The following is a 26912-nucleotide window of genomic DNA, read 5'->3' as shown; positions in this document are numbered from 1 at the left end:
GGCCGGACCTGCCGCCCGGGCGTTGCGTCACTCGTTCGAGTAACTCCGTTGAGAGACGCGATACATCGCGATACGGTGAGGCGCATGCCACCCCTCGGGCGGAACGACAAGCGCGTACCCATCCTTTTAGCAGCTTCCCCAACGACGTGGAGACTCATATGCCAGGCGCCATCCATGCCGAAGGTCTGGTGAAGACCTTCGGTGACGTCAAGGCTCTGGACGGCGTCGACCTCGACGTCCCGGAGGGCACCGTCCTCGGCCTGCTCGGGCCGAACGGCGCGGGCAAGACCACCACGGTCCGCTGCCTGACCACCCTCCTGCGTCCCGACCGCGGCCGGGCCGTGGTCGCCGGCATCGACGTGCTCAAGCATCCCCATGAGGTCCGACGCTCGATAGGCCTGTCCGGCCAGTTCGCCGCGGTCGACGAGTACCTGACCGGCCGTGAGAACCTCCGGATGGTCGGGCAGCTCTACCAGATGAAGGCCGGAGCGGCGAAGGCGCGGGCCGCCGAACTGCTGGAACAGTTCGACCTCGCGGACGCCGCCGACCGCCCCGCGAAGACCTACTCGGGAGGCATGCGCCGCCGCCTCGACCTGGCCGCCGCACTGGTGGTCTCGCCGCCCGTGATGTTCATGGACGAGCCGACCACCGGCCTCGACCCGCGCAACCGCCAACTGCTGTGGGACGTCATCAAGCGCCTCGTCTCCGGCGGTACGACCCTGCTGCTGACCACGCAGTACCTGGAGGAGGCCGACCACCTCGCGCACGACATCGCGGTCGTCGACCACGGGCGGGTCATCGCCCGCGGCACCTCCGACCAGCTCAAGGCCCGTACCGGCGGTGAGCGCGTGGAGGTCGTGGTGCACGAGCGCGAGCACATCGCGACCGCCGCCGAGGTGCTGGCCGGCTTCGGCAAGGGCGACACCAGCATCGACGAGCACACCCGCAAGCTCACCGTGCCCGTCACGGGCGGGGCGAAGCTCCTCGCCGAGGTGATCCGCGAGCTCGACACCCGCGGCATCGAGATCGACGACATCGGCCTGCGCCGCCCCACCCTGGACGACGTCTTCCTCTCCCTGACGGGGCACGTGGCCGAGGCGAGAGACGACGTGAACGACAAGAGCGGCAAGGAGGCCGTGAAATGAGCGCCGTCACCGACGCCGCCGTACGGAGTGCGGCGCCCACCCGCCCGTTCGGGCAGGCCGTCCGGGACTCGCTGGTCGTTGCAAAACGCAACTTGATCAGGATGTCCAGGATTCCGGAAATGGTCATCTTCGGGCTGATTCAGCCCATCATGTTCGTGGTGCTCTTCACCTATGTCTTCGGCGGCTCGATGCAGATCGGCGGCAGCACCAGCGCCACCGACTACAAGAACTTCCTCATGGCGGGGATCTTCGCCCAGACCGTCACCTTCGCCACCGCCGGAGCCGGTGCGGGTATCGCCGACGACATGCACAAGGGCCTCATCGACCGCTTCCGCTCCCTGCCCATGGCGCGCGGCGCGGTGCTCACCGGCCGCACCCTCGCCGACCTCGTGCAGACCGCCCTGACCCTGCTCGTCCTCGCCGTCGTCGCCCTCCTGGTCGGGTGGCGCGTCGGCTCCGACGGCGGCACCGACATCGGGCGCGTCCTGGCCGCCTTCGGCCTGCTGCTCCTGCTCGGCTACGCCTTCACCTGGATCGGCGCCCTGATCGGCCTGTCCGTACGCACCCCGGAGGCGGCCACCTCCGGCGGACTGATCTGGCTCTTCCCGGTCACCTTCATCTCGAACGCGTTCGTGGACACCGGCAACATGACGCCCTGGCTGCGCCATATCGCCGAGTGGAACCCGTTCAGCGCCACCGTCCAGGCCTGCCGTGTCCTCTTCGCCAACCCCGGACAGTCGGCGTCCGACGCCTGGCCCATGCAGCACCCGGTCTGGGCCTCACTGATCTACTCGGTGCTGATCATCCTGATATTCCGCACGCTGGCGGTCCGCAAGTACCGCTCGGCCACCGCCTGAGCGCCCTGCCTGAGCGCCCTGCCTGAGCGCCCTGCCCGTACCCACGGCCTCAGGACTGCCCGAGCACCGCCTCACCACCGCATGACGAGGCCCCCGGCGCCACGGGGGCGCCGGGGGCCTCGTCGAGCCGATGCGGTTGGTCAGCCGTTGTAGGGCTCGGCCTTGAGGATGCGCACGGAGGCCTTCTTGCCGTTCGGCAGCTCGTACTCCGCGTCCTCGCCGACCTTGTGGCCGATCACGCCGGTGCCCAGCGGGGACTGCGGCGAGTAGGTCTCGATGTCGGAGCTGGCGTACTCGCGCGAAGCCAGCAGGAAGGTCAGGGTGTCGTCCTCGTCACCGTCGAAGGCGATCGTCACGACCATGCCGGGCGCCACCGCGCCGTCCGCGGACGCCGGGGCCTCGCCGACCTTCGCGTTCTCCAGGAGCTGGGTCAGCTGGCGCACACGGAGCTCCTGCTTGCCCTGCTCCTCCTTGGCCGCGTGGTACCCGCCGTTCTCACGCAGGTCGCCCTCCTCGCGCGCGGCCGCGATCTTGGCGGCGATCTCCGTGCGCGCAGGACCAGTAAGGTACGCAAGCTCATCCTTGAGCTTGTTGTACGCCTCCTGGGTCAGCCAGGTGACGTTCTCGCTGGTCTGGGTCACAGGGTGCTCCTCGTCGGTACTGGGAAATACAAAGCATCGCCCTACCCGGAAGCATGTTCCTCCAGGGACGGGCGAAACCACGAGCCTAACAATTCAGCGGCCGAAGGGGGAGGACATAAGCCACCAGAATTACGTCAACGCAGGTCAGAGCATACGTATTCCGGAGGAACCCCCGCTGTGGTGTCAGTCGGCGTGACAGCCGAGCAGCTCCGCCGAGGTGCCTCTGGCCGTCGTGCGGAGCGTGACCACCTTGTCGATCCGCGTGTCCGAGCCGGAGAAGCGGAAGTCGGCGCGGCCCACCTCGGCGCCGTTCTCGGCCTGCGAGCGGACCGTGCAGTAGCCGCTGGTGCCCGCGTCCTTGCGGACCTCCAGGTGCACCTTCACCGCGTCGTCCGAGATCGAGAAGGCGATCAGCTCGCCGCTGATCCTGCTCTCGCCGACGTAGTGGTAGCCGAGGTAGCCCACCAGGGCGAGCAGGGCCGTGCCCAGGACCGTGCCGGCGACCTTGAGCGTACGGTCGGCGCGCTCGTCCGAGGAGCGGCCGTAGCGGCCCTCGGGCCCTCGCGTGCTCGCCGTACTCATGATCGTCCTCTCGACACGGACGGGACGAAGGTCCCCAAAGGGCTCCTGGAGCCCGGCTCCGGAATTATTGGCCCCCCGATTCGGTCACTATAGAAGCCGCCGATCGCACCCCTTCCCAGGGGGCGCCGACTACCGAGGATTGAGTCTTGACTGACCAGCTGCGACTGATGGCCGTCCACGCGCACCCCGACGACGAGTCGAGCAAGGGCGCGGCCACCATGGCGAAGTACGTGTCCGAGGGGGTGGACGTGCTGGTCGTGACCTGCACGGGCGGGGAGCGCGGGTCCATCCTCAATCCCAAGCTGCAGGGCGACAAGTACATCGAGGAGCACATCCACGAGGTACGCAAGAAGGAGATGGACGAGGCCCGCGAGATCCTCGGCGTCAGGCAGGAGTGGCTCGGCTTCGTCGACTCCGGCCTCCCCGAGGGCGACCCGCTGCCGCCGCTGCCCGAGGGCTGCTTCGCCCTGGAGGACGTCGACACCGCCGCCGGCGAGCTGGTGCGGCAGATCCGCTCCTTCCGTCCCCAGGTGATCACCACCTATGACGAGAACGGCGGCTACCCGCACCCCGACCACATCATGACCCACAAGATCTCGATGGTGGCCTTCGAGGGCGCGGACGACACCGTGAAGTACCCGGAGGACGAGTTCGGGCCGGCGTACCGGCCGCTGAAGCTCTACTACAACCAGGGCTTCAACCGACCGCGCACCGAGGCGCTGCACCAGGCCATGCTCGACCGCGGCCTGGAGTCCCCCTACGGGGAGTGGCTCAAGCGCTGGGACGAGTTCGGGCAGAAGGAACGCACGCTCACCACGCACGTGCCGTGCGCCGACTTCTACGAGATCCGCGACAAGGCACTGATCGCGCACGCCACGCAGATCGACCCCGACGGGGGCTGGTTCCGGGTGCCGATGGAGATCCAGAAGGAGGTCTGGCCGACGGAGGAGTACGAGCTCGCGAAGTCGCGGGTGGACGTCTCCCTCCCCGAGGACGACCTCTTCGCGGGCATCCGCGACAATGCCTGATATGAGCGCAAGCGTGAGCCTGGCAGTGACGCAGTTCGCCACCCTCGCCAAGGAGGTGGACGAGGACAAGGTCACCCCGGGTGTCCTCGGATTCATCGTCTTCGCGGTGATGGCACTGGCCGTGTGGGGCCTGATGAAGTCCATGAACAGGCACATGGGCAAGGTCGACTTCGAGGAGACGCCGGAGGACGCCACCGACGGGGCCGCCTCCGGCAAGGGCGCTGCCGACAAGGGCGGCGCGGGGAAGGCCTCGCCGGCGAAGGGCTGAGCCCGGCTGACGGCGACGCCCGACCGACGACGGCGACGGCGAGCGCGATGGCGTGAGCCTCAGCCGGCCTGCCGGGCGCCGACGCGCGGGCCGGTCGGGCGGGCGCCGACGTGCGGGCTGTTCCTGCCGGGCGCCGACGTGAGGGCCGTATCCTGCCGGGCCCTGACGTGCGAGCCGGGTCTGGCAGGGCGCTGACATGGGGGTGGGGTCCTACCCCTCCCCGACCTCCACCGTCACCCCCATCACCTCCCGGGCATGCCTGCCCGGCACCAGCCCCAGTCGCCAGGCCTGCCAGCCCGACTCCAGGCGGATGCCCCGTTCCAGGAGCAGGGCGTAGGCCTCCAGCGACTCGGTGAGTCTGGTGTCCCGCAAGGGGTGGGGCGAGCGGGACAGCTGGGTCAGTTCCTCCTGGGCCACCGCCGTGCCGACCTCGACGCCGCCCGGGGCCGCGTACGGCAGCAGCGTGCAGCGCAGGAAACGGGCCCAGTCCTCGCCGCGGCGGTCGCCGTAGGACGCGAAGAGGCCCGCGGCCTCGTCGCACAGGGCCAGGGCCTGCTGGGCGCGGGCGTTGCCCGCGTCGACGATCGCGAGTTCCAGGCAGGTCCAGGCCTCGCCGTGGGCGACGCCGATGCGCTGGAAGTCGGCGCGGGCGTCCACCAGGAGCTGCCGGGCGAAGCCCGAGTTGCGGAGCGAGCCCGTCTGGGCCGCGCGCTGGTCGCGGGTCACCCGCGCCGAGTGGTGACGGGCGCAGGCCAGGCCGTAGACGTCGCGCATGCGGGAGAAGAGGGAGCGGGAGCGTTCCAGTTCCCGGACCGCCTGGTCGAGGCCGCCCGTCTCCTCCAGGGCCAGGCCCAGGTAGTACACCGTCCACGCCTCCCCGCGCACGTCCTCGTTGTCGCGGTGGCGGGCCGCCGCCCGGCGCAGGCCGTCCACCGCCGGGGACGGGTCCCCGGCGATCAGCCGGGCGCGGGCCAGCTGGGTCAGCGCCCAGGCCTCGCCGCGGACGTCGCGGGTGCGGCCGTACAGGTCGAGGGCGCGGCGCAGTTCGGTCTCCGCGCGCGGGACGTCGCCGCGGCGCAGGTTCAGCTGGCCGAGCTGGTAGTTGGCCCACGCCTCGCCGTGCACCGAGCCGCCCTCGCGGTGCAGCACCAGGGACCTGGTCAGCAGATCCAGGGCCTCGGCCAGTCGCGCCCGGTCCCGTTCCACCGCCGCGAGGGCGTGCATGGTCCAGGCCCGGTCCGTCGCCAGCTCGGGTGCCGCCTGGAGGTCCAGCGCCTCCCGCAGCTTCGCCGCCGCCTCGGCGAGCTGCCCCTGGTGGTGCAGGGTGATGCCCAGGGAGCACAGGGCGCGGGCCGCGCCGGCGTCGTGGTGGGCCTGGAGGTAGAGGTCCACCACGGAGCTCAGGGTGGTGCGGGCCTTGTCCAGCTCGCCCAGCTGGCGGGCCGCGATGCCGGTACGCCACTGCACGGACCGGACCAGCAGGTCCTGGCCGACGGACTGGGCCAGCTCGCTGATCTCGCCGAGGCGGTACAGGTCGCCGCGCAGCAGGCAGTAGTCGCACAGGGCGCCCAGCAGGCTGAGGACGGCCGCCTGGTTGACGCCCTCCGCCTGCCGCAGGGTCGCCGTGATGAAGCCCGACTCGTCGTCGAGCCAGCGCAGCGCCTCGTCCAGGGAGGTGAAGCCGTGCGGGGTGAAACGGTCCGAGCGGGTCGACATGTTGCCGTCGACCAGGCGCAGCACCGAGTCGGCCAGCTCGGCGTAGCTGACGATCAGGCGTTCCTGGGCGGCCGTGCGGTCGGCCGGCTCCTCCTCGTCGGCCAGGCGGGCCTGCGCGAAGGCGCGGACCAGGTCGTGCAGGCGGTAGCGGTCGCCCCGCACCTGGTCGACCAGGCCCGCCCGGGCGAGGGCGGTCAGATGGCGGGTCGCCTCCGCGCGGTCGGTGGCGAGCAGGGCGGCGGCCGCGGCCGCGCCGAGCGAGGACCGGCCGGCCAGCGCAAGCCGCCGCAGCAGCCGGCGGGTCCCCTCCGGCTGGTCGGTGTAGCGCAGCCACAGGGCGCGCTCGACCGGGTCCACCGGGCCGTACGCCCCCAGGTCCGCCGCCAGCCGGCGCGGGGAGCGCGGGCCCAGCGAGGAGCCCGCGACCCGCAGCGCCAGCGGCAGCCCGCCGCACAACTCCCGGATCCGGTCGGCGGACTCGGCGTCGTACGGGCCCGAGGCGTCCTGCGCCACCGCGCCCAGCAGTTCCTCCGCGCCCGCCGCCTCCAGGGGCCCCACCTCCAGCTCGTGCACCCAGGCGGACAGCTCGGCCGGCAGGCGCAGCGGGGTCCGGGTGGTGACCAGGACCAGGCTGTCGGAGCGTTCGGGGACGAGCGCGCGGACCTGGTCCGGGTCGGAGGCGCCTTCCAGGATCACCGTCACCGGCAGGCCCGTCAGATGCTGGTGGTACAGCTCGCCCAGCCGCTTGACCTGCTGCTCCGGGGAGGAACGCTCCCGGAAGAGCAGCTGCTCGCGGGGCGCGCCGAGCCGGTTCAGCAGATGCAGCAGCGCGTCCCGGGTGGACAGCGGAGCCTCCTCCGCGCTGTCTCCGCGCAGGTCCACGACGCACGCGCCCCGGAACTGGTCCCGCAGATCGTGCGCGGCCCGCACCGCGAGCGTGCTGCGGCCACTGCCGGACGCCCCGTGCAGGACGACCACCGTCGGCCGGGTCCGCGTACTGGCCCGGGCCGACTGCACCCACTGCCGGATCCGCCCCAGCTCCTGCCGCCGCCCCGCGAACGGCCCGATGACGTCCGGCAGTTGGGTGTACGACTGCTCCAGCACCGTCCGCCCGCGTGCCGCCGCGCTCTTGTCCGCGCCACGCAGCCGCGGCCCCGGCTTCTTCGGGCCCGTCGTCGCGCTCAGCACCCGCTGCTGGTCCAGGAACGGGCGGATCCCGCGCACCTCCAGCGCCGTCAGCCACTGCAACCTGAGCTGTTCCGGACCGCCGGGCTGCCCGGCCTCACCCGCGCGGTGATGGGCGGCCGGCAGATGCGACCCGGCGACCTTCACCACGGTCGTCGCGGCCCCGACGACCCCGACGGCCACGCCGGCCCCCAGCGCCGTACCCGGACCCGTGCCGAGCGCCAGGTCCGCGACGGCCGTCGTCACCGCCGCGACCCCCGCCACCAGCAGCGGAGCCCCGCCGGCGGCCTCCCGCGCATACCGCTGTCCGAAGCTGAGCCGGCCGGCCTCCGCCTCCGCCGCGGCCCGCGCGTACGCCTCGTACTCCTCGGCGGCGGTCTCCGCGATCGCGTCCAGCGCGCCCCGGGCCCGTGTCATCAGCGCCTGCCGGTCGGTACGGCCGCCCGAGCGCCGTACCTCTTCCTCCACGGCCCGCACCAACAGCCGCTCGGCTTCCGCCCGATGGCTGTCCCGCATATAACGTCCCCCTCCGGCGGCCACAGCGTGTCCCGGTCAAGTGTGCGGCGCGGGGCGCACGGGCGCGAGAGTGCGAACGCGGTCCGATCGCCGGGGTGCGCCGGCGGGCGGGAGGCGCCGGACGCGTGCCGGGCGGGTGGGGAGCCGCAGCCGCCCGGGTGTGCCCGTCGCGTGCGGGGCGTCCGGGGAGCCGCAGCCGCCGGAGTGCGCCCGCCGGGGAGGCACCGTGTGCCGGACACCGTTCGGGGCATACGGCTGAGCGGGGGTCCTGACCCCGGGACTCTCTCCCGCTCAGGCTCTGGGAACGGTACTGCGGCAGGATGGACTCCATGGCGAACCGACTGGCCCATGAGACCTCTCCCTACCTCCTCCAGCACGCCGACAACCCGGTCGACTGGTGGCCCTGGACGACGGAGGCGTTCGAGGAGGCGCGCAGGCGGGGCGTGCCGGTGCTGCTGAGCGTCGGCTACTCGAGCTGCCACTGGTGCCACGTCATGGCCCACGAGTCCTTCGAGGACCGGGCGACCGCCGACTACCTCAACGAGCACTTCCTGAGCGTGAAGGTCGACCGCGAGGAACGCCCCGACGTCGACGCCGTCTACATGGAGGCCGTCCAGGCCGCCACCGGGCAGGGCGGCTGGCCGATGACCGTCTTCCTCACGCCGGACGCCGAGCCCTTCTACTTCGGGACGTACTTCCCGCCCGCCCCACGCCACGGCATGCCGTCCTTCCGGCAGGTATTGGAGGGCGTCCACCAGGCCTGGACGGACCGCCGGGACGAGGTCGCCGAGGTCGCCGGGAAGATCGTGCGGGACCTCGCGGGGCGGGAGATCTCCTACGGGGACAGTGTGGCGCCGGGGGAGCAGGAGCTGGCGCAGGCGCTGCTCGGGCTGACCCGGGAGTACGACCCGCAGCGCGGCGGGTTCGGCGGGGCGCCGAAGTTCCCGCCGTCCATGGCGATCGAGTTCCTGCTGCGGCACCACGCGCGGACCGGGGCCGAGGGCGCGCTGGAGATGGCGCGGGACACGTGTGAGCGGATGGCCCGCGGCGGGATCTACGACCAGCTCGGCGGCGGCTTCGCGCGCTACTCCGTGGACCGGGACTGGGTGGTGCCGCACTTCGAGAAGATGCTGTACGACAACGCGCTGCTCTGCCGGGTGTACGCCCACCTGTGGCGGGCCACCGGCTCCGAGCTCGCCCGCCGGGTGGCGCTGGAGACCGCCGACTTCATGGTGCGCGAACTGCGCACCGCCGAGGGCGGGTTCGCCTCCGCGCTGGACGCCGACAGCGACGACGGGACCGGCAGGCACGTCGAGGGCGCGTACTACGTCTGGACGCCGGAGCAGCTCACCGGGGTCCTCGGTGCCGAGGACGCGGAGATGGCCGCCCACTACTTCGGCGTGACCGCGGAGGGCACCTTCGAGGAGGGCGCCTCCGTCCTGCAACTCCCGCAGCACGAGGGGGTGTTCGACGCCGACAGGATCGCCTCGATCAGGCAGCGGCTGTTCGACGCGCGGGCGGCCCGCCCCGCCCCCGGCCGGGACGACAAGGTCGTCGCCGCCTGGAACGGGCTCGCGATCGCCGCGCTCGCCGAGACCGGCGCCTACTTCGACCGCCCCGACCTGGTCGACGCGGCCCTCGCCGCCGCCGACCTCCTGGTCCGCCTGCACCTCGACGACCGGGCCCGGCTGGCCCGCACCAGCAAGGACGGGCACGTCGGCGCCAACGCGGGGGTGCTGGAGGACTACGCCGACGTGGCGGAGGGCTTCCTCGCGCTGGCCTCCGTGACGGGCGAGGGGGTGTGGCTGGAGTTCTCCGGCTTCCTCCTCGACCACGTCCTCGCCCGCTTCACCGACCCCGACTCCGGCACCCTCTACGACACCGCCGCCGACGCCGAACAGCTCATCCGCCGCCCCCAGGACCCGACCGACAACGCGACGCCCTCCGGGTGGTCGGCCGCCGCCGGCGCACTGCTCTCCTATGCGGCCCACACCGGTTCCGAGCCCCACCGCTCCGCCGCCGAGCGGGCGCTGGGCGTGGTCAAGGCGCTCGGGCCCCGGGTGCCGCGGTTCATCGGATGGGGCCTCGCCGTCGCCGAGGCGCTGCTCGACGGGCCGCGCGAGGTGGCGGTGGCCGGACCCTCCGCCGACGACCCCGCCACCAGGGAACTGCACCGCACCGCCCTGCTGGGGACCGCGCCGGGTGCGGTGGTCGCCTGCGGCACGCCGGGCGGCGACGAGTTCCCGCTGCTCGCCGACCGCACGCTGATCGACGGCGCGCCGACGGCGTACGTCTGCCGGGGCTTCGTGTGCGACATGCCGGTGACGGACGCGGCCGCACTGCGGGAGAAGGTCACGCCGTGAGGTGAGGGGGGCGTTCCGCGCGCGGGGTGCGGCGCCCCCGTGGCCGGTCGCGCCCGCGCGGCGGAACCGCACATCGATACGGCCCCGCGCCCCCGAACGGCGGCGTGTCGCCTTCGCCGGTGCGGCGGAAGGGCCCGGGGACGCTTACGCCCCCGGGCCCTTCCGCGTCCGGTCAGCCCAGCGGGTCCGGTACCGGGTCCGCCACCTTCTCGGGGGCGACCCGGGTGACCGGCACCGTCTCCCGCCCGACCGTCTCCCGCAGGCGCAGGCGGCGGTAGAGCCAGCGGTCGACGACCAGGAATCGGGCCGTGAAGACGATCGCCATGGCGAGGGCCGTGGCGGGCAGGGCGGTCATCCCGCCGGCGCTGATGAAGAGCGCGCCCAGCGGGATGCGGGCGACCAGGTCGGCGTTGCCGACGGCCGCGAACGACAGCAGGCGTATGGCGCGCCGGCGGTGGCCGCGTTGGTTGCGGTAGACGAAGGAGTCGATCAGGGCGAAGTTCCAGAGGAGTCCCGCCTGGTTGGCGATGATCTCCGCCGGGGCGTAGTGCAGGCCCGGGGCCCAGGTGGTGAGCAGCCAGAGCAGGGCCAGGTTCGGGACGAAGCCCGACAGGCCGACCAGGCCGAACACGACCGCTCGGGCACGGGGGTCGGCGGTGCGCAGGGTGATCAGGTGGCGCAGGAAGCGCATGCCCTCGCGGGCCGTCGACTTGGACTCGCCGGCGTGGCGCTCGCCGAAGGCGTACGGGACCTCGGCGATGCCGCGGGGCCGGCACCGCACCGCCAGTTCGAGGAGGATCTTGTAGCCGAGCGGCTGGAGGCCCTCGTCCTCGGTGGACGCGCGGTCGACCGCCGTGCGGCGGATGGCGAAGAAGCCGCTCATCGGGTCGGTGAGCCCGCTCAGGGCGCGGGGGAAGAGCGACTTGGTGACCAGCGTGGAGGTGCTGGAGACCATTTTGCGGTAGCCGCCGTCCAGGCCGCCGCGGTCGCCGCCGGCCGCGTAGCGGCTGGCCACGACCAGTTCGGCGCCGGTGGCCTCGCCCCGGGCGATCAGTTCGGGGATGAGTTCCGGCGGGTGCTGGAGGTCGGCGTCGATGACGACGATCCACGGGGCCGAGGCCCGGGAGATGCCCTCGACCACCGCGCCGCCCAAGCCGCCCTCGGGGACCGGCCGGTGGTGCAGGACCACCGGGACCGGGCTGTACCGCGCCGCCTCCTCGATGACCTCGCAGGTGTGGTCGGTGGAGTCGTCGGCGAAGACGACCTCCGCGCGGATCCCGGCGGGGATCGCGGCGCAGACGCGGGCGAGCAGCTCGTGGATGTTGTCGGCCTCGTTGAAGGTCGGGACGACTAGGGACACGTCGGCCGGCAGCGCCGTCACCGTACCTCCTGGGGCTGCGGGGTCTGGACGGGCAGGTGCGCGCCGACGTGGGAGGTCAGCTCCCAGTCGCGGCGCCCGGTGTACTCGCGCCACACGGCACGCAGCGCGGCGGCCGCGAGGATCACGGCGTACACGGGGCCGCCGAGGACGAGTTTGGCGTAGTGCCCGAAGCCGATGCGGAAGCCGTACTCGCGGCCGAAGTCGTGCAGCGCGACCGCCTCGAAGACGATCATCGCGGCCATCGGCAGCATGGGCAGCCAGGCGAACATCGAGAACGGCAGCGGGACGCCGCCGACGAGGGCGAGGAAAATGCCCATCGGGATCATCACGCCGGTCGCGGCCTGCACGAACGGCGTGCTGAGCGTGTAGCGGGCGAGCATCCGCTGGCCGAAGCCGGGCAGCCGGCGCCACTCTCCCTTGCGCAGCACCTGGAGGAAGCCCTGGTTCCAGCGGGTGCGCTGCTTGTAGAGCGCCCTGACGGAGTCGGGCGTCTCCTCACGGGTGACGAGCGCGGAGTGGTAGGCGACGACGACCCTGGCGCCGCCGCTGGACAGCCGGACCCCCAGGTCGCAGTCCTCGGCGAGGCAGTCGCCGTCCCAGCCGCCGGTCTCCCGCAGCAGCGCGGACCGGACGAAGACGGTGTTGCCGCCGAGCGGGATGAACCCCTTGCGGGCGTGCAGGTGCAGCCGGCTGCGGAACCAGAAGAAGTACTCCAGGCAGTTGCGCAGGCTGTACCAGCTGCTCTGGTAGTTGATGAGCTGGACGCCGCCCTGGACGACGTCGGCGTCCTCGCGCCGGAAGGCGAAGTCGACGTGGCTGAGCAGCTCGGGGTGGACGACGTCCTCGGCGTCGAAGACCCCGATGACCTGCCCGCGGGCGTGCGGCAGCGCGGTGTTGAGGGCGCGGGGCTTGTTCTTGCTGGCGTGGGTGTCGACCACCGTGCGCACCGTGTCGGGGTGCTCGGCGGCGAGCTCGTGGGCGATGGCGGCGGTCCCCGGGTCGTCGTGGCCGACGATCAGCAGGATCTCGAAGTCCGGGTGGTCGATGCGCAGCATCTGCTCGACCGTGTGCCGCAGGACGGCCTCCTCGTGCCGGGCGGGGACGAGGAGCGAGAAGGACAGCTCCGCTCTGCCGTCCGGTGTGGCGAAGGCCGTCGACTCCAGAGTCTCCGGGGTGCGCCAGGCGTGCAGCATCCACCACAGGGTCACGCCGGCGGCGGCCATGAGGATGATCGAATCAATGAAAAGAATGGCGGAGACCACGAATTCCCCCCTCGGTCTTTCTTGGTCATCCTTGATGTGAACGGTGGTTCGACTCGGGTGTGCGCGGAATGCCCTCGTCCGTCTGCGGCCCCCCGACCGACGGGACTTCCAAAGATGCTCGTGATCATTCATGGCCCTTGGCGACGGGCCGGTTCCCAGCCGGTTCCCACCCCGGTTTCCCGGCGTTTTCGCGCATGATCGAAGCAAGGCCCACGAGCAAAGTAGGGCCGAAGTTAGCAGGTTCGGCATTTCCCCCGCAATGTGGCCTCGGCGTGATGATCCCCGCCGCAAGCGGAATCATAGGTTCGGCTTATGTGGGGTCCGAGGGTGTGTCATGATGCTCCGGCATGCCTGATTCCGGGGGGTTTCATGGGGGAGGCCCACGGCTGTCATCAGGCCCAGAAGTGGGTGGGGGGATTTTCGCATGGGGATCGCAATACCGCACACGCGTGCGCGTGATGCGTCCGATACAGAAGTTTCCGAAGGCTCTTCTTCCGTTTCCCGTCCGTCGTCCGAGGATTCGGGCGGCGGGCACACCTCCATACGCGGGGGCGTGTTACGGAAGGATGTTTTCTGGGTTGCCCCCGTATTCCTCGCGGGCCTCCTCGTGAGGATCCTGGGAATCGGCAATTACCCATTCCCGAATGATGACGAGGGCACATATCTCGCGCAGGCGTGGGCCGTACAGCACGGTGAACTCGCGCATTACACCTACTGGTACGACCACCCGCCCCTGGGCTGGATCCAGCTCGCCGGCGTCTCCTGGCTGCCCAACTGGCTCCTGCCCGACCTGCCCACCTTCGTGCAGGGGCGGATCGCCATGCTGCCGGTGGCCGCGGCCGCGAGCGTCCTGGTCTACGTGATCGGCCGGCGCCTCGGGCTCGCCCGGCCCACCGCCGCCGCGGCCATGCTGCTGTACGCGCTGTCACCGCTCGCCGTGGTGCTGCACCGGCAGATCTACCTGGACAACATCGCCGTCCTGTGGGTGCTGGTGTCCTTCGCGTTCGCGCTGTCGCCGCGCCGCCACCTGTGGCACCACGTCGCGGCCGGCATGGCGTTCGCGGTGGCGGTGCTCTCCAAGGAGACCATCGGGGTCCTGCTGCCCGTCCTGCTGGTCACCCTCTGGCAGGGCAGCCACTCCAGCACCCGCAAGTTCTCCTTCGCGGGCTTCGGCTCCGGGTTCGTCCTGACCGGCCTGTTCTATCCGCTGTACGCGCTGCTCAAGGGCGAGCTGTTCCCGGGCGACGGACACGTGTCCCTGCTCGGCACGCTCAAGTTCCAGCTCGGCGGACGCGAGGGCAGCGGCTCGGCCTTCCAGGAGGGCACCGACGCCCACCAGCTCTTCACGGACTGGCTGGACCGGGACCCGTACCTGCTGATCGGCGGTGCCGCGGCGGCCGTGTGCGCCTTCGCGGTGCGCCGGCTGCGGCCGGCCGCGCTCGCCGTCCTGGTGCTGGCCCTCGTCGCGCTGCGGCCCGGCGGATACCTGCCGCAGATGTACATCGTGCAGGTCCTGCCGTTCCTGGCGCTCACCCTCGCCGGGCTCACCCAGGCCGTGGTGGCCCGGCTGCCCGGCACACCGCACCTGCGGACCGTCGCCGCCGTCGCGGCCGCGGCCGCCGCCGCGGCACTCGCCGGACCGCACTGGTACGAGCGGGACCGCGCCGCCGTGCAGGCCCACGACAACGGCGTCTACCACGACGCCGCGCGCTGGCTGCGCGAGACGCCCGTCGGCGACCGCGACCGCGTGCGCATCGTCACCGACGGCGTGCTGTGGCTGGACGCGGTCGACGCCGGCTACCGGCCGGGCACCGGTGTCATCTGGCACTACAAGCTCGACCAGGACCCGGCGGTCACCAAGACGCTGCCGCACGGCTGGAAGGACATCGACTACGTGGTGTCCACCGCGGCCCTGCGCGGTGAGCGCGAACACCTGCCCACCCTGCGGGACCTGTTCGCGCACGGCACGCCCGTCGCCACCTTCGGCGAGGGCGGCGGCCGGATCGACATCCTCCGCATCGAGAACGACGAGTGACACACGGGCCCCCGTCCCGGACGGGGGCCCGTGAGCAAAAGGGGACCCACATGTACGGAGCCCGAAGACCAGCATGGCGCCGGCCACTGCCACGAGGCAGAACGCCCCGCCTGCTGCTGACCGCCCTCATGCTCTTCGCCGCCGCCCTCGGGCTCGGCCCGCTGGGCGTCCAACCCGCCACCGCCGCCACCAACCTGGTCACGAACCCGGGCCTGGAGATCCTCGACGGAGCCTCCCAGTTCCCGCAGTGCTTCGAGAAGTCGGGCTGGGGAGACAACGACCACACCTTCACCGTCACCGACGACGCCCACTCCGGCAGCCGCGCCGTCCGCATCGAGCTGACCCGGCGCGCCGACGGCGACCGCAAGACGATGATGCTGGAGAACTCCTGCGCCCCGCAGGTCACTCCGGACCACCAGTACGACCTGTCGTTCTGGTACAAGTCGACGACGCCGAACGTGGCCTTCACCCTCTTCCGCCACGACACCATCCAGGGCTGGGTCTACTGGACCGACCTCAAGACCCTGGAACAGTCGGCCGGCTGGGCCCGCACCGAGGTCCGCACCCCGGTGATCCCGCCCCACACCGACCGGATCACCTGGGGCGGCGCCCTCTACGGCGTGGGCACCCTCACCACCGACGACTACGCGATGACCGACGCCACCGTCCCCTCGGCCCCCGACCCCTGCACCACGGGCGGCACGGGACCGCAGTGCAAGGGCGAGTGGACCGTCCAGACCACGAAGACGCCGGTCCGGGCGATCCACTCGGTGCTGCTGCACACCGGCAAGGTCCTGCTGATCGCCGGCTCCGGCAACGACCTCGACATGTTCGAGGCCGGCACCTTCAAGACCTCGGTATACGACCCGGTGGCGGGCACCTACACCGACATCCCGACGCCGGAGGACTTCTTCTGCGCCGGACACGTCCAGCTCCCCGACGGCCGCGTCCTGGTCATGGGCGGCAACAAGGACTACGCCGCACCCGACGGCAGCGTCGGCTACAAGGGCCTCAGGTCCAGCTACGTCTTCGACCCGGCGCAGAACAAGTACACCAAGGTCAACGACATGCTGGCGGGCCACTGGTACCCGTCGGCGACCGCGATGGGCAACGGTGACGTCATCTCGCTGGGCGGCCTCGCCGAGGACTCCTCGGGCACGGTCGTCAACGAGCACTTCTCCCACGCCCAGAACAAGTGGCTGCCGCTCGGCGAGGCCAAGCAGGCCTGGTCCTTCTGGGGCCTGTACCCGTCGATGATCCTGCTCCAGGACGGCCGCCTCTTCTACACCGGCAGCCACGTCTTCGGCAACGGCCTGCCCGGCACCGGCGCCTCCGTCTACGACTACGACGCCGGCACCATCGCCGACGTACCCGGCCTGCGCAGGAAGGACGAGCGGGACCAGTCCATGTCGGTGCTGCTGCCGCCCGCCCAGGACCAGAGGGTCATCACCATCGGCGGCGGCAACCACACCGTCTCGCCCGACGCGCACCGGCTCGTCGACGTCATCGACATGAAGGCCGACGCGCCGCAGTACGTGCCCGGACCGAACCTGCCGCAGGGCCGCTACCAGGACGGCACCCGGCAGACCGGCGACCAGGGCAAGGTGTACGTCTCGGCGGTCATCCTCCCGGACGGCAAGGTCCTGGAGACCGGCGGCGCCCTGCACACCTACCGCGAGGACCCCGTCTTCGAGGCCTCGATGTACGACCCGGCGACCAACACGTTCGAGCCGGGCCTGGCCACCGACCCGGTCCCGCGGACGTACCACTCCTCGTCCCTGCTGCTGCCCGACGGCCGTGTCCTGAGCGTCGGCGACAACCCGGGCGACGGCTCCTTCGACCAGCGGGTGTCGATCTACAAGCCGCCGTACCTCTTCAAGGGCGCCCGGCCGAAGATCACCTCGGTGGCCAACGCCAGCTGGGCGTACGGCACCGCGCAGCGCATCACGGTCGACAAGCCGGTGGTCAAGGCGTCCCTGATCCGTCCGGCCGCGATCACCCACTCCTCCGACCCCAACCAGCGCTATGTCGACCTGCCGATGACGGTCGAGGGCAACACCATCGACCTCAGTCTGACCAGCAACCCCAACCTGGCACCGCCCGGCTGGTACATGCTGTCGGTGGTGGACGCCAACGGCGTGCCCTCGGTGTCCCGCTGGGTGCGGATCGGCGCCGACGGGCAGGTCGCCCAGGCCCGCGTGCTGGAGTTCGCGGAGGACCTGACCGAGGTTCCGGCGAGCAAGAAGAGCACGGTGAGCCCGAAGAGCACCGCCAGGACCGACGTCCAGCACCACCAGGGGCACAAGGGCCACAAGATGCCCGCCGGCTTCGACGGCTGCGACCACTCCTACGGCACCATCAGCCAGTGCGTGCCGTGGACCTTCCCGAAGAAGGTGGACAAGATCCCCGAGCGGTGCGACTGGCTCAAGAAGAAGGGCTACGGCACCGGCCTCCCGGTCGGCGGCCGTGACCGCCACGGCCTGGACCGCAACAAGGACGGCATCGCCTGCGGAAAGGGCGACGTGAGGAGGACGTAGGACTAGCGGTCGCCCGCGAACTCCTCCAGGGCGCGCTCCACGATGGCCTCCAGCTGCTCGTGGTGCGCGCCCTTCCAGTACGCCCGCCCGCACTCCCGGCACTGCGCGAACACGTCGTACGACCGCTGCGTGCCGTGCTTCAGCTGGTGCGCCACCTCGTCCTTGCTCGCCTCCTTCAGCAGTCCGTTGCACGCGGTGCACCGCGTCCAGGGGCGCAGCTCGGGCGCGAACCGGTCGAGGACGTCGCGGAGTTGGTCGTCGGGCCGGGTGCTGTAGACGAACGCGCCGGCCCACAGCTCGCGGCGGCGCAGCAGGCCCCGGTCGCGGCTGAGCATGACCCGCCGCTCGGCCGCCGAGCGTGCCGCGAGCGCCGGATCGCCGATGTCCGTCGACTCGTACGCCGTGTCCACGCCGAGCAGCCGCAGCCGGCGGGCGAGGGTGCCGAGGTGGACGTCGAGGAGGAAGCGCAGCGGCGCGCCCGGGACCCGCTGGGGGCGCTCGACCGGGCGGACGCTCACCGACTCGCCGTGCGCCGGGACGTGCGAGACGGGCACCTCACGGCCGTCGACGACCAGCGTGCCGACCTCGGTCAGCGGGACGCCGAGGGACTCGACGACATGGCCCAGGGTGGAGACCCCGTCGACGGCGAGGGCGTGGGCGCCCCCGCGCCGGGCGTGCGGAACGAACAGGGCCAGCTCGGGGGCGACGTCGACGTGGATCTCGGGTGTGCTCACCCGGTCAGGATGGCACGCGGGAGCGGCGGCGCCTCAGGGGTTTTCCCGGGGGAGACCGTGCTGGAGGACCGACAGGGTGCGGTCGACGAGGGAGGTGAAATCGTCCTGGTGGCCCCTCTCGGCCCAGTACAGGGACGTCTCCATCAGGCCGCCGATGAGGGACATCGCGTAGATCCGCACCTCCAGGCTGTCGGGGTCGCGGCCGGTGCGCTCGCCGATGGCGGTGCAGAGCATGCGACCGGTGACCGACATGCTCTCCATCATCCGGGAGCGCACCGCGGGGACCTCGACCATCAGCCGGGTGCGCAGCCGGGCCACCTCCATGTCGCCCTCGACGCCCGTGCGGATGGCCTCGCGCATCACGTGCCGGAGACTGTCCGGCCACGGTTCGCCGGCGGGCCGGGAGCGCAGTTCCTCGACCAGGACGGGGTCGTACTCGTCCGTGAGGACGATGTCCTCCTTGGTCGGGAAGTAGCGGAAGACGGTCGACGGTGACACCTCGGCCCGGTCGGCGATCTGCTCGATCGTGGTGGCCTCGTAGCCCTGCTCCTCGACCAGCGCGTAGGTCGCGGCGCGGATGGCCTCGCGGGTCTTGATCTTCTTGCGTTCGCGGAGTCCGAGCTGGGGGCGGTCGGCGGGGGAAGAGGTACGTGCGGCCGTCATGCTGGTCATTGTCGGGCATCGGCGCGAGGGGTGACCACGGCCGGACCGCTCGGGTCCTCGGTGGCAGTGGCAGTGGCCGGTGGTCCGCTCGGGTCCTCGGCGGCGGCGGCCGGCGGTGTGCCCGGCAGGAGGGCGGCGGTCAGCAGGGCGGCGACCAGGGCGGCGGTTCCGCACACCAGCAGGGTGAGGCTCATGCCGTGGACGTACGCGCCGTTCGCGGAGGCCGCGAGGTCGGCCGGGCCGGTCCGGCCCGCGACGAGGTGGGCGGCGACCACCGACTCGCCGGCGGTGTCGGCGGCGCCCGCGGGCAGCCCGCTGACGTCCAGGCGGTCGCGGTAGGCGCCCGCGAGCAGGCTGCCGAGCAGGGCGATGCCGATCGCGCCGCCCACCTGGCGCAGCGTCATCAGCAGCCCGGAGCCGCTGCCGGCCCGGTCGGCGGGCAGGGTGCTCAGGGCGCCGGTCATCGCGGGCACGATCGAGAGGCCGCAGCCGAGTCCGGCGACGGACAGCCACAGCGCGGTGAAGCCGTAGCCGGACTCCACCGTCGTACGGCTGCCCAGGAACGCGGCGAAGGCCAGGACGACCAGGCCCGCGCCGACCACGGCCCGCGCCCCGAACCGGGCGACGACGGGCTGGGCGGCCCGCGCGGCCACCAGCAGGCCGCCCATCATCGGCAGCAGCCGCACCCCGGTGCCGAGGGCGTCGTGGCCGAGGACGGCCTGGAGGTACGGCGGCAGGACGAACATCAGGCCGGACAGGACGAACATCACCAGGGTCGCCGCGAGCGTGTTGAACAGGAAGCCGCGGCGGGCGAGCAGGGTCATGTCGAGCATGGGCCGCGCCGACCGCCGTTCGCGCAGCACCAGCGCGGCGATCAGGACGACGGCCGCGCCGGACAGGGCCGGCACCAAGGGGTCGGTCCAGCCCCGGGCGGGCGCCTCGATGATCGCGTAGACGAGCGCGCCGAGCCCGGCGGCGGTGAGCGCCGTGGAGAGGGCGTCGACCCTGGGGGAGGCCGGGTCGCGGGTCTCGGGCAGCAGGAAGACGCAGGCGGCGATGCCGAGCGCGGCCATCGGCACGTTGATGAGGAAGACCGAGCCCCACCAGAAGTGGTCGAGCAGCCAGCCGCCGATGATCGGACCGAGCGGCAGGCCGAGCATCGAGCCGGCGGAGACGATGCCGACGGCCTTGGTGCGCTCGTCCGGCGCGAACAGCGAGGGCAGGACCGACAGGGCGAGCGGCGTGACCAGCGCCGCGCCGACGCCCATCACGGTGCGCGCCGCGATGACGGCGTCCACGTCGCCGGCCAGCGTGCCCGCCAGCGAACCGGCCAGGAAGACGCCGAGCCCGGTCATCAGCATCCGGCGCCGTCCGAACCGGTCGCCGAGGAGTCCCGCCGGGAGCATCAGCGCGGCGAAGACGACGACGTACGCGTCCGCCATCCACTGCTGTTCCCCGGTGCCGGCGCCGAGCTGTCCGGCCATCGTCGGCAGCGCCACGTTGAGGATCGTCATGTCGAAGCCGAGCGTCAGCATGCTCGCGACGAGGGCGCCGAGGGCCCACCAGCGGCGGGGATCGGGTGAAGTGGCAGTAACCATTAAATGAGAGTAACTGTCATAAACCTGCAGCTGTCAAGAAAAAGGGCCACGGCTCGAAAGCCGTGGCCCTGGAATGAGCGGGAGGAAGGAGCGGGGGAACGGGATCCGCGCGCGGCTACGCGTGCTGGTACGCCACCAGCGAGATGCCGACGTAGTGCACGACGAACGCGGCCAGCGTGAAGGAGTGGAAGACCTCGTGGAAGCCGAACCACCGCGGTGAGGGGTTGGGGCGCTGGATGCCGTAGATCACGCCGCCCGCGCTGTAGAGGAGACCGCCCACGACCACCAGGACGAGGACGGTGATGCCGCCCGTGCGCATGAAGTCCGGCAGGAAGAAGACGGCCGCCCAGCCCATCGCGATGTAGCACGGGGTGTACAGCCAGCGCGGGGCGCCCACCCAGAACACCCGGAAGACGATGCCTGCCGCCGCGGCGGCCCAGATGCCCCACAGCAGCCACTGTCCCTTGGCTCCGGGCAGGAGCAGCATGGTCAGCGGGGTGTAGGTGCCCGCGATGATCAGGAAGATGTTGGCGTGGTCGAGCCGGCGCAGGATGCCGTCCATGCGCGGACTCCAGTCGCCCCGGTGGTACAGCGCGCTCACGCCGAACAGCAGGCACGCGGTCAGGGCGTAGATGCCGCAGGCCAGGCGGCCGCGCGGGGAGTCGGCGAGCGCGGTGAGCACGAGGCCCGCGATGAGGGCGGCCGGGAACATGCCGAGATGCAGCCAGCCGCGGAGTTTGGGTTTGACCGGATGCGGCAGGGAGAGCGCGACAGGACCCTGGCCGGCGGCCGGAGTCTCCGTACGCGCGTCGGGGGCGGACGCAGTCATGTCCCGCATCGTACCTACGGAACCGTAAGTTACGGCTCGACAGGGCGAGATGGGGGCCAGGAGTGGCCATCCTCTCACGGTCGGCCGGCTACCCGCGAGAGTGCCCGTGGGTCCACGTGGCGAGCCTCACGCCGCTCATCTGTGACCTCCTCTGGACAGATGCGCCGACACGTCGGATGATCAAATGAGTGCGGTCGGCACCGGATGAGCGCTCAGCAGCTCGCTGCGAAGCATCCGGGTCGCGGCCCCCACGGGGCAGACAAGGACAAAACCCTCACCTAGGAGCGATCGTGGCGCGCGACATCGCGGCTCCCCCCGTCATCCCCACCCAGCACCAGGAACTGATCTCGTGGGTCAACGAGATCGCCGAACTGACCCAGCCGGACAACGTGGTCTGGTGTGACGGATCCGAGGCCGAGTACCAGCGCCTGTGCGAGGAGCTGGTCGAGAAGGGCACCTTCCGGAAACTCGACCCGATCAAGCGCCCCAACTCGTACTACGCGGCCTCCGATCCGACCGATGTCGCCCGGGTCGAGGACCGCACCTTCATCTGCTCCGAGAAGGAGGAGGACGCGGGCCCGACCAACCACTGGAAGGCCCCCGCGGAGATGCGGGAGATCTTCCAGGGCGAGAAGGGCGTCTTCCGCGGCTCGATGCGCGGCCGGACGATGTACGTCGTCCCGTTCTGCATGGGCCCGCTCGGCTCGGACCTCTCCGCGATCGGCGTCGAGATCACCGACTCCGCCTACGTCGCCGTGTCCATGCGCACCATGACCCGGATGGGCCGGCCGGTGCTGGACGAACTGGGCTCCGACGGCTTCTTCGTGCGTGCCGTGCACACGCTCGGGGCGCCGCTGGAGGAGGGCCAGGAGGACGTCCCGTGGCCCTGCAACAGCACCAAGTACATCTCCCACTTCCCCGAGACCCGCGAGATCTGGTCCTACGGCTCCGGCTACGGCGGCAACGCCCTGCTCGGCAAGAAGTGCTACGCCCTGCGCATCGCCTCCGTCATGGCCCGCGACGAGGGCTGGCTCGCCGAGCACATGCTGATCCTCAAACTGACCCCGCCGCAGGGCGAGTCCAAGTACGTCGCCGCGGCCTTCCCGAGCGCCTGCGGAAAGACGAACCTCGCCATGCTGGAGCCGACGATCTCCGGCTGGACGGTGGAGACGATCGGCGACGACATCGCCTGGATGCGCTTCGGCGAGGACGGCCGCCTGTACGCCATCAACCCCGAGGCCGGCTTCTTCGGCGTCGCGCCCGGCACCGGTGAGCACACCAACGCCAACGCCATGAAGACGCTGTGGGGCAACTCGGTCTTCACGAACGTGGCGCTCACGGACGACAACGACATCTGGTGGGAGGGCATGACGGAGGAGACTCCGGCCCACCTGACGGACTGGAAGGGCAACGACTGGACGCCGCAGTCCGGCACCCCGGCCGCCCACCCGAACGCCCGCTTCACCGTCCCGGCGTCCCAGTGCCCGATCATCGCGCCCGAGTGGGAGGACCCCCGGGGCGTGCCGATCTCGGCGATCCTCTTCGGCGGGCGCCGGGCCACCGCCGTACCGCTGGTGACGGAGTCCTTCGACTGGAACCACGGTGTGTTCCTCGGCGCCAACGTGGCCTCCGAGAAGACCGCCGCGGCCGAGGGCAAGGTCGGCGAGCTGCGCCGCGACCCGTTCGCCATGCTGCCGTTCTGCGGCTACAACATGGGCGACTACATGGGCCACTGGATCGACGTCGCCAAGGACAAGGACCCGGCGAAGCTGCCGAAGATCTACTACGTCAACTGGTTCCGGAAGAACGACGAGGGCGCGTTCGTCTGGCCCGGCTTCGGCGAGAACAGCCGCGTGCTGAAGTGGATCGTGGAGCGCCTGGAGGGCAAGGCGGAGGGCGTCGAGACCCCGATCGGCATCCTGCCGACCAGGGAGGCCCTCGACACCGACGGTCTCGACCTGTCCGACTCCGACCTGGACTTCCTGCTCACCGTCGACAAGGACGTGTGGCGTGAGGAGGCCGCCCTGGTCCCCGAGCACCTCAACACCTTCGGCGACCACACGCCCAAGGAGCTGTGGGACGAGTACCGCGCGCTGGTGGAGCGCCTGGGCTGAGCAAGCCCCCCAAGACGCCGCGGCCGGCTCCGATCGTGCCCTGACCAGCAACATCGTCACGGCCGGCCGCGGTGAGCACCAAGGACCGGCGAGGCTCCGCACAACGGCGTGAGGAGCTCTGGGCCCGCCGTCCCCGGACCGTCCGCCCCGACGGCCCGGTGACGGCGGGCCTTCGCCTGTGCGGGAGCGTGGTGGGGTGGCCGGGTGGTGCTGGTCGTCGGCCGCCGGCGCGGGGTTCCCGTCCGCCGTGACGGCGACCCGGCCCGGGCGGGGGCGTGCGGCCGGCGCCTTCGCGCAGTGCGCGGCGGTGCAGGCCGTGGTCGTGGCCGTCACCGTGGCGGTGACTCGCCGCACGGCGTTCGGGCTGCTCGTCGGGCGGTTCGGCCGTCCCGCCCGGCGATCGGGCCGGTACGGCTCGCACCCCGTGGTCCTTCGCTGCCCGACGACGCGGCACGCGGGCGGCGGCCCGTTCACGGAGCCGGCCGCCTTCTTCGAGGACGAGACCCGGTCGATGACCGCCGGGCGGGACCAGGATCTCCGCGGGCCGGTGCCGGCTCGTCGCGGGTCGCTCCGACGCGGTCCGGCGGGTCCGGAGCCCGCCCCGCGTGGGCGTCGCGGCCGCGCGGGCGCCGGCCGACGAGGGTGCGGTCGGCGCGCCGTTCGAGTCGGCGCGGTGTAGGGCGCCCGGTCCGCGCGTCGCTGCGGGTGCACGCGGACCGGGGCCGTTCACGGGACCCCGGGAGGGGTCAGCCGGCGGCGCTCAGCTCCTTGTGCTCCGCCAGCGCGGCGGCGTGCGCGTCCATGCGCTCCGCCGCCAGGATCGCCGCCGCCGTGTCCGCGCGGGACGCCGCGACGACGAGCGCGCGGCCCGCCAGGGTGTGCGCCCGCTCGTGGAGGGCCGCCAGGGGCGGCTCGGACCGGTTGACGGTCGGGGTCGTACGGACCGGCGTCCGTCCTCCCCGCAGCCGGGCCACCTGCTGCGCGAGCCGTTCGGCCGCGGTGTCCAGGTCGGTGGACGGTGCCGGCGCGCGCAGCTCGTCGGTGACGGCGAGCAGTGCCGCGAGATGCCCCGCGAGCTGGATGTCCAGCTCCTCCTCGCGGGACCGGTGGGGGAAGTCGGAGGTGGTGCCGGCCATCGTGCTGTGGACCGACTTGGTACGGATCGGTTCGTACATGAGGATGGCCTCCCGTGCTCTGACAGGAAACCATCCTAGCTTAGATTTCGTCTAAAGTTGAGCCGATCGCAAAACCGGGACCGGTCCATCACCGGCCGTGAGCGTCGCGGTGACGTCAGTGCTGGCTGTAGCCGTCCAGGAAGCGCCCGATACGGCCCACGGCGTCCCGGAGATCCGTCACCGTCGGCAGGGTCACCACCCGGAAGTGGTCCGGCTCCGGCCAGTTGAAGCCGGTGCCCTGGACCACCATGATCTTCTCCCGCCGCAGCAGGTCCAGGACCATCCGCCGGTCGTCCCTGATCTTGAACACCGTCGGGTCCAGCCGCGGGAAGAGGTACAGCGCCCCCTTCGGCCGTACGCACGTCACGCCCGGGATCTGCGTCAGCAGCTCGTACGCGGTGTCCATCTGCTCCTTGAGCCGCCCGCCGGGCAGCACCAGGTCGTTGATGGTCTGCCGTCCGCTCAGCGCGGCCACAACGCCGTGCTGGCCCGGCATGTTCGCGCACAGCCGCATGTTCGCCAGGATCGTCAGACCCTCGATGTAGGAGTCGGCGTGGGCGCGCGGGCCGGAGATCGACATCCAGCCGACCCGGTAGCCGGCCACCCGGTACGCCTTCGACATGCCGTTGAAGGTGAGGGTCAGCAGGTCCGGGGCGACCGAGGCGGTCGGGGTGTGCCGGGCGCCGTCGTAGAGGATCTTGTCGTAGATCTCGTCGGAGCAGACCAGCAGGTTGTGGCGGCGGGCGATGTCCGTGAGGCCCCGCACCATCGCCTCGTCGTACACCGCGCCCGTGGGGTTGTTCGGGTTGATGATGACGATGGCCTTGGTGCGGTCGGTGACCTTGCGCTCGACGTCCGCGAGGTCCGGCATCCAGTCCGACTGCTCGTCGCAGCGGTAGTGGACCGCCGTGCCGCCGGAGAGGGAGACGGCGGCCGTCCACAGCGGGTAGTCGGGGGCCGGTACGAGGACCTCGTCCCCGTCGTCCAGCAGGCCCTGCATCGCCATCACGATCAGCTCGGAGACGCCGTTGCCGATGAAGACGTGCTCGACGTCCGTCTCGATGCCCAGGGTCTGATTGTGCATGACGACCGCCCGGCGCGCGGCCAGCAGGCCCTTGGCGTCGCCGTAGCCGTGCGCCGAGGAGACGTTGCGGAGGATGTCCTCCAGGATCTCCGGCGGGCAGTCGAAGCCGAACGCGGCCGGATTCCCGGTGTTCAGCTTGAGGATGCGGTGTCCCGCCGCTTCCAGGCGCATCGCCTCCTCGAGAACCGGACCCCGGATCTCGTAACAGACATTGGCGAGCTTGGTCGACTGGATCACCTGCATGTCTGGGAGCTTACGGCTCGGTAACGCCTCCCGGGGGGTGTTTTCCGCCACGTGAGACGCGCGGTTTGGGTGGTTATCGCCGTCCGCTGTCCCAGGCGTCCCACGGGTATCTACAATCCGCGGCCATGTCCAGGTCAGGTGAGAGTGCGGTGCCCGAGGTGCAGCCGAACGTGTACCTCCCGTACGCCGCGACCGACCCGTCGTCGTACGAGGAGTACGCCGATCCGGCGGCCGCCCACGGGTGGGAGAACGCGTACGACGAGACGACGGAGCTGCCCCGGGTGTCGCGGGGGCCGTATCCGGACATGCCCGGCGGCGGGCGCGCGGACCGGCGCCGTGCCGCCCGTAGGCCGCGCCGGGTGGCGATGGCCGTCGGGGCGGTGGGGGCCGTGTCCCTGGCCGCGGTGGTCGCGGGGCTGGCCTTCTCCGGGTCCTCCGAGGACGGCGGCCGGCAGGAGAAGCAGGGGGGCGCGCGGTCGGAGCCCGCCGGGCCGGCCGGCTCCGGGGAGCCGGTGTCCCCGTCCGTGTCCGGTTCCGCGAGCGCTGGCGCGGCGTCGACGGCGGGCGCGTCCTCCGGGGCGGGCGCGGCCCCTTCGGCGGGGGCCACGGTGTCCTCGGCGCCCGCGGCCACGCCGTCGGCCACGGTGGCCACGCTGTCCCCGTCGGCTGCCGTGACGTCCGCCGAGGCATCCCCGCAGTCCTCGCCGGAGTCCTCCGCCAAGGAGAACGGCAAGGGGCGCGGGCCGGGGGCTTCCAAAGGGCCTCGGTAGGCGGGTGACGCCTCCCGGGGTGGCGCCTGCCGCGCCGGGGGTTCCGCGACGGGGCGGCGGACCCGCGCGGGTGGCCGGTCGCGCCCTGCCGGGTCGCGTCCTGCCGGGTCGCGTACTGCCGGAACGCGTCCTGCCGGAACGCGTCCTGCCGGAACGCGCCCGCCCTCCCCGGCTGAAAAGCACTGC

General features: G+C 71.8%; 20 protein-coding genes. 9 read left to right on the top strand and 11 right to left on the bottom strand.

Annotated elements, in window-relative coordinates; translation table 11 throughout:
- Positions 1-158 precede the first annotated feature (158 nt).
- Together ACF1A1_RS15200 and ACF1A1_RS15195 are read left to right on the top strand one after the other, a co-directional pair.
- Entirely contained in the window at positions 159-1145 is a 987-nt protein-coding gene (locus tag ACF1A1_RS15200) for an ATP-binding cassette domain-containing protein (RefSeq protein WP_392000060.1), read from the top strand.
- Positions 1142-2002 (top strand): ABC transporter permease, encoded by an 861-nt coding sequence (locus tag ACF1A1_RS15195; RefSeq protein WP_392000059.1) that lies wholly within the window; start codon positions 1142-1144, stop codon positions 2000-2002. Before ACF1A1_RS15200 ends, ACF1A1_RS15195 begins: the two co-directional genes overlap by 4 nt.
- A 140-nt stretch (positions 2003-2142) precedes the next feature.
- Here ACF1A1_RS15195 and greA read toward each other — a convergent pair whose 3' ends face one another.
- Together greA and ACF1A1_RS15185 are read right to left on the bottom strand one after the other, a co-directional pair.
- Positions 2143-2643, bottom strand: coding sequence for a transcription elongation factor GreA (gene greA / locus ACF1A1_RS15190; RefSeq protein ID WP_392000057.1), 501 nt, complete (start codon positions 2641-2643; stop codon positions 2143-2145).
- A 183-nt stretch (positions 2644-2826) separates the two neighbouring features.
- The gene (locus ACF1A1_RS15185; RefSeq protein WP_392000055.1) at positions 2827-3225 is read right to left on the bottom strand and encodes a DUF4307 domain-containing protein; all 399 of its coding nucleotides are present in this window, start codon (positions 3223-3225) and stop codon (positions 2827-2829) included.
- Positions 3226-3371: 146 nt separating this feature from the next.
- On the opposite strand from ACF1A1_RS15185, the gene mca reads away from it, so the two are divergent.
- Complete coding sequence (gene mca / locus ACF1A1_RS15180; protein WP_392000054.1) at positions 3372-4253, top strand: mycothiol conjugate amidase Mca; 882 nt, start codon at positions 3372-3374, stop codon at positions 4251-4253.
- Positions 4246-4521, top strand: a complete 276-nt coding sequence (locus tag ACF1A1_RS15175; RefSeq protein WP_392000053.1) for a hypothetical protein — start codon at positions 4246-4248, stop codon at positions 4519-4521. Before mca ends, ACF1A1_RS15175 begins: the two co-directional genes overlap by 8 nt.
- Before the next feature lie 210 nt (positions 4522-4731).
- Here ACF1A1_RS15175 and ACF1A1_RS15170 read toward each other — a convergent pair whose 3' ends face one another.
- On the bottom strand, positions 4732-7938 hold the full coding sequence (locus ACF1A1_RS15170; RefSeq protein ID WP_392000051.1) for a tetratricopeptide repeat protein: 3207 nt from the start codon (positions 7936-7938) through the stop codon (positions 4732-4734).
- 329 nt (positions 7939-8267) lie between these two features.
- Here ACF1A1_RS15170 and ACF1A1_RS15165 point away from each other — a divergent pair, with 329 nt between their 5' ends.
- Positions 8268-10301: a thioredoxin domain-containing protein gene (locus ACF1A1_RS15165; RefSeq protein WP_392000050.1), complete on the top strand. Its 2034-nt coding sequence runs from the start codon at positions 8268-8270 to the stop codon at positions 10299-10301.
- 172 nt (positions 10302-10473) lie between these two features.
- Here ACF1A1_RS15165 and ACF1A1_RS15160 read toward each other — a convergent pair whose 3' ends face one another.
- Positions 10474-11682, bottom strand: a complete 1209-nt coding sequence (locus ACF1A1_RS15160; protein WP_392000049.1) for a glycosyltransferase — start codon at positions 11680-11682, stop codon at positions 10474-10476.
- A complete protein-coding gene (locus tag ACF1A1_RS15155; RefSeq protein ID WP_392000048.1) occupies positions 11679-12905 on the bottom strand; it encodes a glycosyltransferase in 1227 nt (408 codons plus the stop codon). The genes ACF1A1_RS15160 and ACF1A1_RS15155 overlap by 4 nt, the downstream gene beginning before the upstream one ends.
- A 646-nt stretch (positions 12906-13551) precedes the next feature.
- Between ACF1A1_RS15155 and ACF1A1_RS15150 the strand changes: the two genes are divergently transcribed.
- Positions 13552-14979 carry an ArnT family glycosyltransferase gene (locus tag ACF1A1_RS15150; RefSeq protein ID WP_392000046.1) on the top strand — a complete coding sequence of 476 codons (1428 nt, stop codon included), beginning with the start codon at positions 13552-13554 and terminating at the stop codon, positions 14977-14979.
- A gap of 50 nt (positions 14980-15029) precedes the next feature.
- Positions 15030-17516 (top strand): galactose oxidase-like domain-containing protein, encoded by a 2487-nt coding sequence (locus ACF1A1_RS15145; RefSeq protein ID WP_392000045.1) that lies wholly within the window; start codon positions 15030-15032, stop codon positions 17514-17516.
- A gap of 2 nt (positions 17517-17518) precedes the next feature.
- Here the strand turns inward: ACF1A1_RS15145 and ACF1A1_RS15140 are convergent, their stop codons facing one another.
- The 4 genes from ACF1A1_RS15140 to ACF1A1_RS15125 all read right to left on the bottom strand — a co-directional run bounded on the left by ACF1A1_RS15140 (position 17519) and on the right by ACF1A1_RS15125 (position 21340).
- Entirely contained in the window at positions 17519-18250 is a 732-nt protein-coding gene (locus tag ACF1A1_RS15140) for a Mut7-C RNAse domain-containing protein (RefSeq protein WP_392000044.1), read from the bottom strand.
- Between the two features lie 33 nt (positions 18251-18283).
- Positions 18284-18922: a TetR/AcrR family transcriptional regulator gene (locus ACF1A1_RS15135; protein ID WP_392000042.1), complete on the bottom strand. Its 639-nt coding sequence runs from the start codon at positions 18920-18922 to the stop codon at positions 18284-18286.
- The gene (locus ACF1A1_RS15130; RefSeq protein WP_392000040.1) at positions 18919-20511 is read right to left on the bottom strand and encodes a DHA2 family efflux MFS transporter permease subunit; all 1593 of its coding nucleotides are present in this window, start codon (positions 20509-20511) and stop codon (positions 18919-18921) included. The genes ACF1A1_RS15135 and ACF1A1_RS15130 overlap by 4 nt, the downstream gene beginning before the upstream one ends.
- A 115-nt stretch (positions 20512-20626) precedes the next feature.
- On the bottom strand, positions 20627-21340 hold the full coding sequence (locus ACF1A1_RS15125) for a hemolysin III family protein (RefSeq protein WP_392000038.1): 714 nt from the start codon (positions 21338-21340) through the stop codon (positions 20627-20629).
- Positions 21341-21630: 290 nt separating this feature from the next.
- Between ACF1A1_RS15125 and ACF1A1_RS15120 the strand changes: the two genes are divergently transcribed.
- Positions 21631-23454, top strand: coding sequence for a phosphoenolpyruvate carboxykinase (GTP) (locus tag ACF1A1_RS15120; protein ID WP_392000036.1), 1824 nt, complete (start codon positions 21631-21633; stop codon positions 23452-23454).
- 746 nt (positions 23455-24200) lie between these two features.
- Here ACF1A1_RS15120 and ACF1A1_RS15115 read toward each other — a convergent pair.
- Positions 24201-24629: a hypothetical protein gene (locus tag ACF1A1_RS15115; protein WP_392000034.1), complete on the bottom strand. Its 429-nt coding sequence runs from the start codon at positions 24627-24629 to the stop codon at positions 24201-24203.
- Between the two features lie 115 nt (positions 24630-24744).
- Complete coding sequence (locus tag ACF1A1_RS15110; protein ID WP_392000033.1) at positions 24745-25956, bottom strand: pyridoxal phosphate-dependent aminotransferase; 1212 nt, start codon at positions 25954-25956, stop codon at positions 24745-24747.
- Positions 25957-26081: 125 nt separating this feature from the next.
- On the opposite strand from ACF1A1_RS15110, the gene ACF1A1_RS15105 reads away from it, so the two are divergent.
- Positions 26082-26726, top strand: a complete 645-nt coding sequence (locus ACF1A1_RS15105; RefSeq protein WP_392000031.1) for a hypothetical protein — start codon at positions 26082-26084, stop codon at positions 26724-26726.
- Positions 26727-26912 lie beyond the last annotated feature (186 nt).

Origin of the sequence: Streptomyces sp. NPDC014995 (genome assembly GCF_043080745.1) — a bacterium.
Taxonomy (GTDB): Bacteria; Actinomycetota; Actinomycetes; order Streptomycetales; family Streptomycetaceae; genus Streptomyces.
This window is presented reverse-complemented; position numbering and strand designations above follow the sequence as displayed.